This window comes from Paenibacillus zeisoli, assembly GCF_003994465.1.
Classification (GTDB): domain Bacteria; phylum Bacillota; class Bacilli; order Paenibacillales; family Paenibacillaceae; genus Fontibacillus; species Fontibacillus zeisoli.
Genome location: NZ_RZNX01000004.1, coordinates 212,130 through 226,810 on the forward strand (window position 1 = coordinate 212,130; position 14,681 = coordinate 226,810).

Genomic DNA, 14,681 nt, shown 5'->3' on the forward strand with positions numbered 1-14,681 from the left:
ACCAGGGATTTCTTATCCAGCTTCAGGTTGGGGAACGTTCTTGGACTTGCCAGCGGGGGCAGAAGAGGAAGAAGGAACCCTACTAACTACAGGCCGCTCCATGATGCTGATCCCATTCAGAATGCCTCCGTCCAGGATGACGAGCGTATGGGCTGACACATTGCCGTCTACTTGGCCGCTCGCCGTTATGGTTAATTTGCCTTCGGTAATAATGTCCCCAAAAACTTTGCCTGCTACAATAATTTCATTGCCCTTAATTGTGGAATGAGCTTCACCCGACTCGCCAATCACGATTTCTCCTGTAGTCTCAATCTCCCCTTGGAATTTGCCCTCCAGCCTGAGATTGGATTCACAGCGCAGCTTGCCCTGAATATCACTGCCGACTCCGATTAAGGTATCCGAAACTTTCCCCGCACGTTTGTTATCTTTGAACATGATTTATCCTCCATTCATAAAGGTTATTTAATTACTGTCCCTGAGTCAGGTAAGGGAGCGGATCGATGGGCTTATTCTGCTTAAGCACCTGGAAATGAAGATGGGGGCCTGTACTCCGCCCGGTAGATCCAAGCCTGCCGATCACTTCTCCTTTGGTTACTTCGTCATTCACGCTTACGCTGATTCTGCTTAAATGCATGTACCAGGTCTGCAGCCCATTGGGATGCTGGATGATAATGAAGTTCCCCCTTGCAGGCGAATGCTCTGCCTGAAGAACTGTACCCGCACCGGCGGAGTAGACCGGATCTCCTATTTCCCCGGAAATATCGACACCGGCATGAAAAGCTGATTTACCCGTGAAGGGATCGGAGCGGTAACCAAAGTTCGACGTTATACTTCGGGAGAGGGTTGGCCAAAGTGAGGGTGTTCCAGACAGAGACTGATGAAGGTGTTCGGCTTGATCCATCATGGCGGGGACCCTGCTCAGCATGGCGTTAATCAGCTCAGACATCTCGGCAAAATCATCCTGGGTGTCATAGGCCAGCCTGCTAGCGGTGTCCACATTATGAACAGCAATAAATTCACCTCCAATATGTGAAGAGTCTCCCGGTATACTTGAAGCAGAGAAGGCCTTGCCTGTACCAAACTTACTAATAATTTGCTGAAGCTCTTTCTCCATCTCAGAGACCTTTTGGACTTTATCCTTCATACTCTTGGACTCGGCTGATAGAGTAACAATCTGGGCTTGCAGACGTTTGATGGCTTCATCCTTATCGGTAACCACAGCCTGAAGCTGCATATTATTGCTCTGAAGCTCCTGCTCCAGACTTGCAACGGTGTGGCCGGAGTAGGCTTGGAGGCTAACAATTAGCCCGGATATGGAGAGAAGGGCGGCAAGGGGCACAGCAATGACCAGAGGCTTGGATACTTGGATTTGCTTTACGGCATGGTTGGCATCCTGAAGGACAAGGAGGGTCATTTTGCGGGATAACACTGCATTTCTCATGGCATCTCCTTTCATCAAAGCCGAATTTTGATATTTTCCTTTAATTCACCCAGCATTACTTCTATAATTTATGTATTCGCAGCTCTCTTATAACATGCTTAAATAGTCAGATTTAACTATCTTGATAGCTGCAGACGGGTATAGTGAGTATTACATAGGAATATGGTTAATGCTGAGTAATACATAATATTAAAGATTTCATATAGAAGGGGGACAACCATGCTTTGGCTGGTGTTTGCGCTTATAGCTTTTATTTTTCAGAGCGCTACAATACTTATCCTTGAGTTCCGCAATCCTTCCAAGACGGTAGCGTGGCTGTTCATTCTGTTCTGCTTCCCGATTATTGGATTCGTTCTTTATTATTTCGTGGCCCAGGACTATAAGAAGCGGAAGAACCTCCGCCGGAGAGGAACCCGTTTGTTTCAAGAGATGAAGGGGCGGCTTTGGCGGCAGGCCGAGATTGTCGAATCGGTGCAGGAAATGCATAATCCCGAGTTTCATCATCAAGAGAGATTATTTAATCTATTAACTCATTTGTCGGAAAGTCCAATAACGGGATGTAATCGGACAAAGGTACTTACGAACGGTGAAGATACCTATGATGCGATCCTTAGTGAGATGGAGAATGCGAAGGATCATATTCATATCGAATACTACATATTTAGAAGTGATGAAGTAGGCAGGAGATTTAAGGAGGTCATGATCCGAAAGGCCAGGGAAGGCGTTAAGATCCGGATGATCTGCGATGGACTCGGAAGTTATTATTTGAAGAATGAGTTCATTAATGAGCTTAAGGAGGCGGGAATCCAATTCTACTTCTTCCTGCCTCCGCTGATTGCGACGATTGACAGACGCGTGAACTACAGGAACCATCGCAAAATTGTAGTGATCGACGGGACTATCGGATTTCTGGGAGGCATTAATGTCGGTGAGGATTACCTTGGTCTGTATCCCAAGCTTGGAGAATGGCGGGACACCCATCTGCAAATTGAAGGAGATTCAATCTACTTCCTGCAAAATACGTTCCTGACGGACTGGAGACTGGCCTCCGGTGAGCGAATCTCCGATCCGGCCTTGTTCCCGGAACATCACTGTACCGGGAACGAGCAGGTTCAAATCCTGACCAGTGGTCCGGATCAGCATTGGGATGCGATTCAGGAGATGTGCTTTGAGGCGATTGCAGTGGCCAAGAAGCGGGTATGGATCACCAGTCCGTATTTCATCCCGGACCCAAGTGTATATACCGCACTTAAGACCGCCGCCGTTAGCGGGGTCGAGGTGAAGATCATTATTCCGTATCGTTCCGACAGCAAGCTGGTCCACCTGGCTTCACTCTCCTATGTCGAAGAGCTGCTTCATGCCGGAGTCAAGTTCTATCAATACACGAAGGGATTCATCCACGCCAAAGTCATGATCGTTGATGATCTGCTGGCTACGGTGGGAACGGCCAATATGGATATGCGCAGCTTCTTTTACAATTTCGAAATGACAGCCGTGCTCTTCGATCAGGCACCGATTCGGAGGTTGATGAATGATTTTGAAGTGGATCTCACCCACTGCCGGCCCATCTCACTGCGGGAATTCTCCAAGAGACCCCGAATGCAGAAGGGCGCTGAAATGCTTACACGAATGCTGTCGCCGCTTCTATAGCCGTGTCTACTCCCCGGCTGGGATCAGGCCCAAGTACTATTTCATGGCAGGACTTTTTAAATGCTTGAGAATCAAATCTACAGATTGGGGCGGCACTGCTTGCAGCAGGTCGCCTTTCTGCTGTAATCGCTCCGAGATATTGAGCAGGTTGAACTCGGAGGGGTGCGGATTTCGCCTCACTTCATCCCAGGTTAATGGGGTGGACACACTGGCGGCTGCCTTGGCACGCGGAGTATAGGGCGCTGCGAGGGTCTTGCCGTTATAATGCTGGAGATAATCGAAATAGATTTTATCTCCGCGGTCCTTCTTGAGCCGTTCGATGGTGAACAGGTCTGGAAAGCGTTCTGTGACAAATCTGGCTATGAAATGGCCAAGAGTTCTCAGCTCGTCAAAGGTTACGCCATACTCGGTAGGTACAATAATCTGTACACCAGTAGCGCCAGAGGTTTTCGGAACAGAAGCTAAACCGAGTGAACTCAGAATATCGCCGACATGGGAGGCAGCTTCCATAATTCGCGGGTCATCTTCCAGGGTCGGATCAAGATCAATCATCCACTCGCAGGGAAGGGATTCATGTACATAGTGGAGGGAAGGGTGAAACTCAATGGAAGCTAGATTTCCCAGCCATAGAAGAGTGGGGAGATTATCCAGCACAATATAGTTGATGTTCTCGTGAAGAACGGTTTGAACGTACTCGGGCAGGGGCTCGGGGGCATTTTTCTGGTAAAAGAAAGGCCCATCAACGCCACCCGGATAACGAATAGTGGTTAGAAGACGGTTCCTGCAATAGGTAAGCAGGTAGGGAGAGAGTTCAGCCAGCTTTGCCAGGTAATCTCGCTTGGTTATCCCGGCTTCCGGCCAGAGCAGCTTGCCCGGATTGGATATAGGGACCTCATGTCCCTCAACAGTGATGGTGCCGCGGATGGCTTTGGGCATGGGGGCAGCTCCTTCCGAATTCGAATAAAGTCCAGTACAGCAGGGATGTGACAAGACTAGGCAGCAGACTGAGCGAACAAGTGCGTGTGAGGCAGCGTAAGGCGGTAGCACAAGGTGTACAAGTGCGTGTGAGGCAGCAAAGGGTGGCAGAGCAGGATGTACGAGTGCAAGTAAAGCTGCGCAAGACTATAGAACAAGATGCCCAAGAGTGAGTATGTCCAAACCGCTGTATCAACTGGACCCAAATTTGCATGTCGCCGGATCAATGGAGACTACGGCCTGAATACTCGGCTGACGAAGGGTTCCTCCCGGTGTCCACTCCAGGAAATTCACCTTCACTGTCAGCTGAGGTTCAACCCAGTAAGCTTCCTTGCTGCGGGAGGGCAGCGCGGTGAAAGGACGGGAGGATCTTGTGATGGGTGCAACCCGCTCGGTGAGCGATCTCCAATCCTGAACGGTCAATTTGCCTGTTCCCGCATGTCCGATATACCACAGCTGATCTTCCTCATCATAAAGACCCAGCATCAGCGCGTTCACGATTCCTCCGCGCAGCGTATAGCCGCCCACCACAGCGACCAGGTCCTGAATGACTTTCTTCTTCATCCATCGTTTGTCTTTACCATCCAGCGCATAAGTGCTGCTCAGGTCTTTGACTACGATTCCTTCCATCCCATGCTGGCTCATTACTCCATATAAAACTTCAGCAGAAGGAAAGTCGGCTGTGATCTGGACGAAGGAATTAGGCATGATGGCTTCCTTGAGAATGTTCTGCCGTTCGCGCAGCGGAAGGCCGGTTAACCAGGTTCCGTTATGATATAGGATATCGAACAGCATATAAGTAATCGGCACCTCTTGCTGTGCTCGCCTAATATTCTCTGCCCTGCGCGAACCATCCCGCCGCATCACTTCATGAAAGGAAGGCTTGCCTTGATCCAGCGCAATAATCTCGCCATCCAGAATCACGGACTCGGCCCGGCAGTATTCCTCGATCCGGGTCAGCTCAGGATACTGAAGTGTCCGGTTATTCAGCTTCCGGTTGATGAGCTGAACCTCATTTCCGTCGAAATAGGTCAGCATCCTGACTCCGTCCCATTTAATCTGGGCCGTCCACGTTTCACCCTCAGGCAGCTTGTCCGTAGAGATAGGCTCAAAAGGAACTAAAGGCTGTAATTTCATCCACGTTCACTCCTTACTGGGTCAAAGTGGCTTCAGATACGGTTAAGAAATGGTTTTCTTGGCTTTGGAAGCACTCTGGCGTTTTGGCTTGGGCGCTGCCTTCGGTGCTCCGGTAAGGTCATCTTTGGCGGAAGCAGCAGGCGCTCCTCGTTTGGCTCTTGGCTTCTTCACCGCAGGTCCAGGGTCCGTAGCAATAGGCTTCACCGCTTCAATACTTGCCTGCAGGGCAGCCATCAGGTCAATCACATTGTTCTCCGGCTTCGCGGGAGCCAGGCTGATCTCTTCGCCAGCAACCTTGTGCTGGATCAGATTCATCAGCGATTCGCGGTAATCATCCGTATATTTGGATGGCTCGAACGGCGTAGACAGCTGCTCAATCAGTACCTTGGCCATGCCGAGCTCCTTATCGTTTACCCCAGCCGCCTCGGGAAGATTGGGCACTTGGCTGATGGGCCGAATCTCATCGGGATAAAAGATCGTCTCAATCGCGAGACATCCTTCCATGACCCGAATGGCGGCAAGACTGCTCTTGGAACGGATGGCGATCTTGGCAATCCCGATCTTGCCTGTCTGCTTCATCGCTTCAAGCAGCAGCAGATAGGCATTGGAACCAGCCTGATCGGGAGATAAATAATACGTCTTCTGAAAATAAATCGGATCGATGTCCTTAAGGTCGACAAAATCCAGAATGGTGATCGTTCTCTCCACTTGGGCGGACAGCTGCTCAAGCTCCTGCTTCTCGAACAGCACATATCTTCCTTTCTCATACTCATAGCCCTTGGAGATTTCTTCCCAATCTACATCCTTCTCACAGGAAGGACAGCGTCTCACGTAAGAGATCGGACTTCCGCAGGTTTTATGAATATATTTCATAGAGATGTCTTTATCCTCTGTCGCGGAGAACATCTTCACCGGAACATGAACAAGACCGAAGCTTATAGCGCCTTTCCATACCGTATGCATACAGGCGTGCTCCTTTCAGGATCGAAATCGTATACTAACACTCATCGTGCACCATGCTGACTACCTTTAGTATGGGACAAAAAGGGCTATCTAATAACAAAGGCTGGTCGAGTACAAATAATTCCTGGTTTCTTGCGGGGTGGACAAGGTACCGATATAATGAGAACAGATGTATGGGTATGTGAATACAAGGATGATCGGATAAAGGTGGTTTATCCCATGGAATTTGATAAGGGAGCAGCAGATCTGATTCTGCATGCGAAGAATTTGAAGGATACGGAGAAGCTGGCTGCATTTCTGGCTGAACAGGCGGAGCCTGGAACTGTCATAGCGCTGGATGGGGATCTGGGAGCAGGCAAGACCGCGTTCTCTCAGCTGTTCGCGAAGCATCTCCAGGTTGAGCAGCAGGTGAATAGTCCCACCTTCACTTTAATTAAGGAATATGAGGGCAGGCTGCCCTTTTATCATATGGATGTATACCGGCTGTCGCTGGAAGAAGCGGACGAGTTGGGGCTTGAGGAATATTTCGAAGGCCAGGGAGTTACGCTTGTGGAATGGGCGAGTCTCGTTGAGGAGCTCCTGCCTTCTGCTTATCTGCATATTTACCTTGAAGTGACGGATATGACTGAGCGACAGATTTATTTAAAGGGGCAGGGAGCGCCTTATGGGCAATGGCTGCTGGACCTAAAGAGAGAATGGGGAACTGCATGATGAGTAATATTTCAGGAAAGCCGAGTTATACGCTTACCTTCGATTCATCCACGGCTTCACTGGCTGTAGCTGTTATGGAGGACGGCCGGCTTAAGGCTGAGCGCAATATAACCGCCGAGCGCAATCATTCGGTGCATTTGATTACGGCAATCGAGGAAGTGCTTACCGAGGCTGGCATCGCGAAGAGCGAGCTTGCCGGCATAGGCACCGGAATCGGCCCGGGGTCCTACACGGGCATCCGGATCGCCGTGACCACGGCCAAGACTCTGGCGTGGTCCATGGCTCTGCCGGTGGCGGGCATCTCCAGCCTCGCCGCCCTAGGGCTTGGCGGTTGGGCCACCGGCACGGGCCAGCCGCCCGCGGCCTTCGAGGCTGCGGCAGGGCGCCGCAGCGAGGAACCCACAGCAGCCGCGGAGCAGGCTGCTGCGGGCAAGCCCCCAGCGGAATGGATCATTCCGCTGATGGATGCACGGCGCGGTCAAGTGTATACCGCGCTGTTCGAGGCGGCGCCGGGCGAGTTGCCCCGGCGCCTGGCGCCGGATGGCATCCGGCTGATGGAGCGCTGGGTTACAGCGCTTGCCGGACGCCTGGAGGCGCTCGCGCCAGAGGCGCGGCCGTCCGCCGTGTGGTTCACCGGCGAGACGGAAGTGCACGGAGCGGCCGCGGAGGCGCTCCGCCCGCTGCTGGGCGGCGGGCGGCTTGAGACGCGGCCTTACGTGCTTGAGGGCGTATGGGCCGGTCTGCTGGGCGCGGACCGGCTCCTGCGCGGCGAATCGGACGAGGTGCATTCGCTCGTCCCGAATTATACCCAGCTTGCGGAAGCGGAAGCGAACCTGCTTCGCGGCGTATAAGGGGGCATCGGACATGGAAGCAGAACAAGCTGCAGGCATGCAGGCCGGTGACGGAATCCGGTTCCGTCCCATGACGCTTGAGGACATTCCAGACGTGATGGTGATTGAGCATGAATCCTTTACACTGCCCTGGACCGAGAATGCGTTCCACAGTGAGATGACGCAGAATCATTTTGCTAAATATATCATTATGGAGAAGGACGGCGTTCCGATTGGATATGCAGGCATGTGGACCGTGGTGGATGAGGCCCATGTGACCAATATTGCGGTACGTGCCGCTTATCGCGGGCAGCATCTAGGCGAAAGGCTGATGCGGGAGATCATGCTGCTGGCCGGGAGAATTGGAATGACCAAGATGACTTTGGAAGCCCGTGTCTCCAACACGGTTGCCCAATCTCTGTACGGTAAGCTCGGATTTCGTCCTGTCGGACTCCGGAAAGGTTATTATTCAGACAATCAAGAGGATGCGCTGATTATGTGGTGCGATCTGCCTGATGATATTGTTGCCCATTATGGGGAAGGAAGCGAATGGGACTTATGAATGGATTAGATACACATTTAGAGCAAGACAGCTATATTCTGGCTGTGGAGACCAGCTGTGACGAGACTTCTGTGTCGGTGGTTAAGAACGGGCGGGAAGTGCTCTCCAACTTGATTTTCAGTCAGATTGAGACACATAAAGCATTCGGGGGCGTTGTGCCCGAGGTCGCTTCGCGCAAGCATGTCGAGAGTATTACGTTGATGCTTCAGGAGGCCGTAGAGCAGTCCGGCATCTCACCGGACAAGCTGTCCGCGGTTGCGGTGACTCAGGGGCCGGGCTTGGTAGGCGCACTACTTGTAGGGATTATGGCGGCGAAGAGCTTGGCCTTTGCTCTGGATAAGCCCTTGATCGGGACGCATCACATCGCAGGTCATATCTATGCGAATCGCCTGGTTCAGGAGATTTCGTATCCGTGCATCGCGCTGGTCGTATCCGGCGGTCATACAGAACTTGTGCTCATGGAGAGTGAAGGGAAGTTCAGACTGATCGGCCGTACGCGGGACGATGCCGTGGGCGAAGCTTATGACAAAGTTGCCCGTGCACTCGGGTTCCCTTATCCGGGAGGGCCTTACGTGGACCGGCTGGCTCATGAGGCTGAGAATTCGGCCGATCTCCCTCGTTCATGGCTTGAGCCGGATTCCTTTGACTTTAGCTTTAGTGGACTGAAGTCTGCGGTACTGAATGTGCTGAACCAGACCAAGATGCGAGGGGAGACTCCGGATATTCCCGCAATTGCCCGCGGATTTCAGGAGTCGGTCATCGAGGTGCTGGTGGAGAAAGCGATACGTGCCATGCGGATGACCGGGGCTTCCGAGCTTCTGCTCTGCGGGGGAGTTGCAGCGAATCGGGGGCTGCGTGAAGCCTTGGCTGAACGCTGTGATCGTGAGGGAATTACACTCAGAATACCGCCATTTGCATACTGTACGGATAATGCTGCAATGATCGGAGCGGCTGCTTTTCTCAAGCTGCAGCATGGTGAATTCGCGCCGCAGACTATGAAGGCAGAGCCGGGATTATCACTGGAAGAATGGTCGGTTGGCAGTTAAATATGAACTCGCATCTAGTCCATCCTGATGAACGCAGGGTGGATTTTTGTCTGTCTAAATCCAACAACCGGGAGCGCAATTTATCCTGGCAGCTCGGTCTGGATTAAGTGACTTAGGGACACTATATTAACTGGAGGTGCTAATGATGAATCTGGGTCTATCAGACAAATCAGTTTTTGTGGCAGCAGCTAGCAAAGGATTAGGCAAAGCCAGTGCGTTAGCCTTCGCACAGGAAGGTGCACGGGTAACCATAGCTAGCCGGAATGAGGAGCAGCTTACAAGCGCCCGGGAAGAGATTCTTGCTGCAACCGGGCATAAAGTGAACACTTTGCGTATGGATGTCACTGATGAGGAGGAGATCCGCCGGGCGATCAAGGCCACTGCCGATTCCCAAGGGGGCCTGGATGTTTTGGTCACAAATGCTGGGGGACCGCCGGGAGGAAACTTTGCCGATATGCGCGATGAAGATTGGCAAAGAGGATTTGAACTTAATTTGCTGAGTGTAATCCGCATGATCCGGGAAGCAGTACCCTATATGAAATCCGCAGGAGGAGGAAGGATTGTCAATCTGGCTTCCACATCAATTAAGCAGCCAATCGCTGGACTTATTCTATCCAATGTATTTCGTGCAGGAGTCCAATCGCTGGCCAAGACACTGGCAGAAGATCTAGCCAAGGATGGGATCCTGATCAATACGATTGCCCCTGGGCGAATTGCAACGGACCGGATTACCGAGCTGGATTCAGCGCGTGCGGCGAATAAAGGAACTTCGCTTGAATCTATCCAGGCTGAGGCTGTTCAAGCCATCCCGCTTGGGCGAATGGGGACTCCGGAGGAATTTGCGCGCATGGTAACTTTCTATGGTTCATTTGCGAATACATATGTGACAGGTCAATCCATTATGGTGGATGGCGGGATGCTGAGGGGCTTATAAATCGCAGGGCATGCTAAGGCAGCTAACATATTACCAACCAACCTTCTACACCTTAGGGTAGGAGGTTTTTTTATCTCATTTTGGATACCTTATTTTTCCTTTCTGGGATAAAATTATAGTTAAAATGATGAAGGAGGATGCTTATGTCACCCCTTGTATTCAGATCTGGCCGGGACCGGTTCTACGTCACTGTGTGGGTTGGCACTCTTGTGCTGATCACGTTATCACTATTTGCTCCACTGCTGTTCACACCTATCGTTTATTTACAGCTTGTTATCGTTGGCGTCATTGATGTGCTTGTGACCGGCTTATTAATTTGGTTGGTCGCCGACCTTAAATATGTCCTGACAGAGGAGCACTTATTAATTAAGGGAGGGTTCATTAAGTCTAGAATCCACTATAACGACATCACCAGGATCACCAGAAATCCAGGGATCTGGGCCGGTTACCGGATGTTATTCTCGCGGGATGCTATTGAAGTGCATTATAAGACCGGACTTTGGGGCAGCGTGATTATATCCCCTGAAGAGAAGGAGGCGTTCATAGAAGAGCTTAAACGAAGAAATGACCGTATCCATATTGAACCTCTGGAAAAGAAGCTATAGCAATCTACATAACATGGATTTTACATTTAGAGCTTATAGTGAAATAAGCACAAATTAATTACGGTTACCTGAGGAGGATGAGCTAGTGTCTTTAATCAATTTCGCGCATCGGGGAGCGGCGGGTCACTGCCCGGAGAATACGATGATATCATTCCAGAGAAGTATAGAACTCGGAGCTACGGGGATAGAGACCGACGTACAGATGACCCGGGATGGGCATCTGGTGCTGATTCATGATGAGACGCTGCAGCGTACAGCCGGCTCACCGGAGTGGGTGAAAGATCTGACGCTGGAGCAGTTGAAGCTGAAGGAAGTGGGGGCGTGGTTCCATGAAGACTTCCGTGGTGAAGCGATCCCGACTCTTGAACAGCTGCTTGAGCTTGCACAGAAGCATGAAATTATCGTGAATCTGGAGCTCAAGAACGGGATTGTGCAGTACCCGGAAATAGAATCAAAGGTCATCGAGGCGGTAAGAAAGTTCGGTCTTTCCGAACGGATTATTATATCAAGCTTTAATCACTACTCTCTTGTCCTGTGCAAGAAGATTGCCCCGGATATACGTACCGGTATTCTATATATGGAAGGGCTCTATGAGCCTTGGAACTATGCGGCTGGAATCGGGGCCGATGCCCTTCACGCTTTCAAATATGCGGTCACACCTGAGCTTGCGGCAGAAGCTGCCCGGCATGGGATTCCCTATCATTCTTTCACTGTGAATGACTCTGCCGAGATGAAAGCTCTTATGGATGCAGGTGTCGCGGGAATTATAACCGATTATCCGGATCGTCTGGCCGCCCTGTTAGCTGAAGCAGGAGGTTAATGGATGAAGAAAACATGGCTGCTGGGTCTTGGCTTTTTTAGTATCAGTCTGACCTGGGCACTCTACAATGCTTTTGTCCCTTTATTTCTGGACGATTATTTAACCAGTGCCTCGATGATCGGATTCATGATGACCATTGATAACTATCTGGCTTTGTTCATCCAACCGTGGATTGGCTACCGCAGTGATAAGACACAGACCAGATATGGCAGACGGATGCCGTATCTGCTTATCGGTATGCCTCTTGCCGCTGTATTCGTTACGCTGATTCCGTGGTACACGAGTCTTCCTATTCTGGTTGTATTCATGGTGCTGATGAATCTCTCCATGAGTCTCTTCCGTTCCCCAACGGTTGCCTTGATGCCGGATATTACACCAGAACGGCAGCGGACGAAGGCGAATGGGGTTATTAATTTGATGGGTGGGCTTGGCTCCGTTCTCGCTTTCGGGGTAGGTTCGTCGCTGTATGGAATAGGCTCTTATCTGCCATTTTTAGGGGCAGGTGTAGTGATGCTTCTATCCATGTTTGTACTCAAGTACTTCATTCAGGAGCCCCAGGCGATGGGATATACCGAGGGTGCTGTGAAGAAGCCGCCTGTCCGGATCAAGGATCAGCTGGATATCACAACATACCTGATCCTGCTTGCGATCTTCTTCTGGTTCGTGGCTTACCAAGGAGTAGAGGCCTTATTTACCTTGTACGGGACCAAGTACTTAGGCATGTCTGATAAAGCAGCATCCTTCTCGCTGACGTTCTTCTCCCTGGCCTTTCTTATATTTGCGCTGCCCAGCGGCTGGCTTGGGGCGAAGTACGGCAAGAAACGGATTATATCGGCGGGGGTAGTTGGACTGCTTCTCGTGTTCGGCGCCATTATTTTTGTACAGTCAACCCTGCTGCTTAGGGTACTCCTCATCGTTGGCGGAGTCTTCTGGGCATGCATCAACATTAACTCTTACCCTTGGATTGTCTCGACAGGCAGGGAAGAGAGCATTGGGACAAGGACAGGGCTGTATTATTTGGTCTCCTCGCTCGCAGCTATTATTTCTCCTCCACTGATGGGCTTGATGATGGATATGTTCGGTTATAGGGTTCTGTTCATCGCATCTTCGACAGGTCTTGTACTGGCATTCCTGTGCCTCCTTGGGATTAGACAGAACGCCGCTGAGCTGCATGCTGAGCCTTCGGCTCCGAATCTGTGAACCGAATGCAATCACGTATTCTAACTTTAAAGAAAGGGTGAGGTTGACATGAATAGCCACCTAAATTATCTGGATAGTGTTAAAAGTCAGTTTAAATATTATAAAAGGCTTGGGGAAAAAGCCATCGAGCAGCTGGAGCCCGAGCAGCTGTTCACGACCTATAATGATGACACCAACAGTATTGCAACGATAGTGAAGCATATGAGTGGGAATATGCTGTCCAGATGGACTCATTTCTTAACAGAAGATGGGGAGAAACCTTGGCGGGACCGGGACGGGGAATTTGAGCAGGATATCATTGTGAATAAAGAGTCGCTTATGGAGAAATGGGAGGCGGGCTGGGCTTGTCTGTTTGAGGCACTGGACTCACTTCGTCCGGATCAGCTGCTGGACATTATCTATATCCGCAACGAGGGACATACGGTGATCGAGGCGATCAACCGGCAGCTTGCTCATTATCCTTACCATGTCGGACAGATTATATATGCGGCCAAGCTGCTTAAGCATGGCAGCTGGCTGAGCCTGTCTGTTCCAAGGAACAGCTCCAGCAGCTATAATGCGGAGAAATTCTCCAATGAAAGAGTGGTTAGGAACTTTACGGTAGAAGAGCTGAAGAAGCTCGAGTAGCCCTAGTTTATTTTTATTAGCCGGAGCCCGCAGGGGCTTCGGTTTTTTGCGTTTCCAATCCAGTTTTAAAATATTTTAATCTTAAATCCACATTACAAAGCTTACATATTGCGAAAATACATGTATAATTATGGAAAAAGGGATAGATACTTGAAGTCCTCAACATCATCTGACTTACTAAGCTTGGTATCCTCAAGCGAGGCTAACCGATCTTCAGTAAGGAACATATGAATCTCTTATCATAATGTCAATTGTAAAGTCTGAGCGTGACTACTATAATGACAGAAAGGCTGTGCAGCCATGGATAACATTTACAGATTCGGACCCGATGGTTTCTTTGAGTTTCTGGATGAGGTTCCCTTGTGGTTCAAGATTTTTGGAGGTACACTGCTGTTTGTTGTTATAGGGACATTTGCGTATGCCATTATTAAAGGATTATTGGTATGGTCGGCTAATAATAGCAAGAATCTATTAACGAAACAAGCTGTGGTTGTGTCCAAGAGAATGGAAGTTTGGGGAGGAGCAGGGAATTCAACTCCATCAACGAATTATTATATTACGTTTGAACTTGAGAATGGAGCCCGGCTCGAATTCCAAATGGCCGCACGCGAATACGGTCTGCTGGTCGAGAAGGATGAAGGCGAGATTACCTATCAGGGTGCAAGATTCATGAACTTCAACCGCAGAATTAGAAAGGAATACAAACAATATGGCTAATAACTACAGGGTGCATCAGGCATCTATTGAGGATCTAGATGAACTTGCTAAATTGTTCGACGAGTACAGAGTTTTCTACGGACAAGCCTCAGATATTGAAGGAGCAAGAGGCTTCTTGTTCGACCGCTTTGAGCATCAGGAATCCATTATATTCTGTGTGCGGAATTCGGATACAAGGCAGATAATCGGGTTCACGCAGCTGTACCCCCTGTTCTCTTCAATCTCCATGAGAAGGCTGCTGCTTCTGAATGATCTGTATGTGGATGAAGCCTACCGGAAGCAGGGAATCGGTCAGCTGCTGCTGGATGTCGCTAAGGATTATGCGGGCAAGGTACGTGCCAAAGGATTGCAATTATCCACGGCGGTGACGAATAGCACTGCACAATCCCTATATGAGCGAAATGGTTACGTCAGAGATCATGAATTCTATCATTACTTCCTGGGCGTTCAACCGACATGAGAA

The 14,681-nt window shown here is 50.3% G+C and carries 17 protein-coding genes; 12 read left to right on the plus strand and 5 right to left on the minus strand.

Translation table 11 applies throughout. The features are described from left to right. Positions 1–12 precede the first annotated feature (12 nt). Positions 13–435, minus strand: coding sequence for a bactofilin family protein (locus EJP77_RS12325; RefSeq protein ID WP_127199538.1), 423 nt, complete (start codon positions 433–435; stop codon positions 13–15). Between the two features lie 31 nt (positions 436–466). Further along, on the minus strand, positions 467–1,441 hold the full coding sequence (locus EJP77_RS12330; RefSeq protein WP_127199539.1) for a M23 family metallopeptidase: 975 nt from the start codon (positions 1,439–1,441) through the stop codon (positions 467–469). Positions 1,442–1,660: 219 nt separating this feature from the next. Here EJP77_RS12330 and cls point away from each other — a divergent pair, with 219 nt between their 5' ends. After that, the gene (gene cls / locus EJP77_RS12335; protein WP_127199540.1) at positions 1,661–3,091 is read left to right on the plus strand and encodes a cardiolipin synthase; all 1,431 of its coding nucleotides are present in this window, start codon (positions 1,661–1,663) and stop codon (positions 3,089–3,091) included. A 36-nt stretch (positions 3,092–3,127) separates the two neighbouring features. Here the strand turns inward: cls and ligD are convergent, their stop codons facing one another. From ligD to ku, 3 genes are all read right to left on the minus strand, one after another. Continuing rightward, positions 3,128–4,027, minus strand: coding sequence for a non-homologous end-joining DNA ligase (gene ligD / locus EJP77_RS12340; RefSeq protein WP_127199541.1), 900 nt, complete (start codon positions 4,025–4,027; stop codon positions 3,128–3,130). A gap of 231 nt (positions 4,028–4,258) precedes the next feature. Then, a complete protein-coding gene (locus tag EJP77_RS12345; RefSeq protein ID WP_127199542.1) occupies positions 4,259–5,203 on the minus strand; it encodes an ATP-dependent DNA ligase in 945 nt (314 codons plus the stop codon). Positions 5,204–5,245: 42 nt separating this feature from the next. Then, positions 5,246–6,166 (minus strand): non-homologous end joining protein Ku, encoded by a 921-nt coding sequence (gene ku / locus EJP77_RS12350; RefSeq protein ID WP_127199543.1) that lies wholly within the window; start codon positions 6,164–6,166, stop codon positions 5,246–5,248. Between the two features lie 219 nt (positions 6,167–6,385). On the opposite strand from ku, the gene tsaE reads away from it, so the two are divergent. The 11 genes from tsaE to EJP77_RS12405 all read left to right on the plus strand — a co-directional run bounded on the left by tsaE (position 6,386) and on the right by EJP77_RS12405 (position 14,678). Then, a complete protein-coding gene (tsaE, locus tag EJP77_RS12355) occupies positions 6,386–6,877 on the plus strand; it encodes a tRNA (adenosine(37)-N6)-threonylcarbamoyltransferase complex ATPase subunit type 1 TsaE (protein WP_127199544.1) in 492 nt (163 codons plus the stop codon). Continuing rightward, positions 6,877–7,728 (plus strand): tRNA (adenosine(37)-N6)-threonylcarbamoyltransferase complex dimerization subunit type 1 TsaB, encoded by an 852-nt coding sequence (gene tsaB / locus EJP77_RS12360; protein ID WP_127199632.1) that lies wholly within the window; start codon positions 6,877–6,879, stop codon positions 7,726–7,728. The genes tsaE and tsaB overlap by 1 nt, the downstream gene beginning before the upstream one ends. A 13-nt stretch (positions 7,729–7,741) precedes the next feature. Beyond that, positions 7,742–8,269 carry a ribosomal protein S18-alanine N-acetyltransferase gene (gene rimI, locus EJP77_RS12365; protein WP_246021881.1) on the plus strand — a complete coding sequence of 176 codons (528 nt, stop codon included), beginning with the start codon at positions 7,742–7,744 and terminating at the stop codon, positions 8,267–8,269. Beyond that, the gene (gene tsaD, locus EJP77_RS12370; protein ID WP_246021882.1) at positions 8,266–9,315 is read left to right on the plus strand and encodes a tRNA (adenosine(37)-N6)-threonylcarbamoyltransferase complex transferase subunit TsaD; all 1,050 of its coding nucleotides are present in this window, start codon (positions 8,266–8,268) and stop codon (positions 9,313–9,315) included. The genes rimI and tsaD overlap by 4 nt, the downstream gene beginning before the upstream one ends. Positions 9,316–9,460: 145 nt before the next feature. Continuing rightward, positions 9,461–10,249 carry an SDR family oxidoreductase gene (locus EJP77_RS12375; RefSeq protein WP_127199634.1) on the plus strand — a complete coding sequence of 263 codons (789 nt, stop codon included), beginning with the start codon at positions 9,461–9,463 and terminating at the stop codon, positions 10,247–10,249. 143 nt (positions 10,250–10,392) lie between these two features. Further along, positions 10,393–10,854: a PH domain-containing protein gene (locus tag EJP77_RS12380; protein WP_185897331.1), complete on the plus strand. Its 462-nt coding sequence runs from the start codon at positions 10,393–10,395 to the stop codon at positions 10,852–10,854. Between the two features lie 85 nt (positions 10,855–10,939). Further along, a complete protein-coding gene (locus EJP77_RS12385) occupies positions 10,940–11,674 on the plus strand; it encodes a glycerophosphodiester phosphodiesterase (protein ID WP_281278493.1) in 735 nt (244 codons plus the stop codon). A 3-nt stretch (positions 11,675–11,677) separates the two neighbouring features. Next, positions 11,678–12,874 carry an SLC45 family MFS transporter gene (locus tag EJP77_RS12390; protein WP_127199547.1) on the plus strand — a complete coding sequence of 399 codons (1,197 nt, stop codon included), beginning with the start codon at positions 11,678–11,680 and terminating at the stop codon, positions 12,872–12,874. Positions 12,875–12,922: 48 nt separating this feature from the next. Beyond that, positions 12,923–13,501 carry a DUF1572 family protein gene (locus EJP77_RS12395; protein ID WP_127199548.1) on the plus strand — a complete coding sequence of 193 codons (579 nt, stop codon included), beginning with the start codon at positions 12,923–12,925 and terminating at the stop codon, positions 13,499–13,501. Positions 13,502–13,801: 300 nt separating this feature from the next. Beyond that, positions 13,802–14,218 carry a DUF2500 domain-containing protein gene (locus EJP77_RS12400; RefSeq protein WP_127199549.1) on the plus strand — a complete coding sequence of 139 codons (417 nt, stop codon included), beginning with the start codon at positions 13,802–13,804 and terminating at the stop codon, positions 14,216–14,218. Continuing rightward, the gene (locus EJP77_RS12405) at positions 14,211–14,678 is read left to right on the plus strand and encodes a GNAT family N-acetyltransferase (RefSeq protein ID WP_127199550.1); all 468 of its coding nucleotides are present in this window, start codon (positions 14,211–14,213) and stop codon (positions 14,676–14,678) included. The genes EJP77_RS12400 and EJP77_RS12405 overlap by 8 nt, the downstream gene beginning before the upstream one ends. The last annotated feature ends 3 nt before the right edge of the window (positions 14,679–14,681 follow it).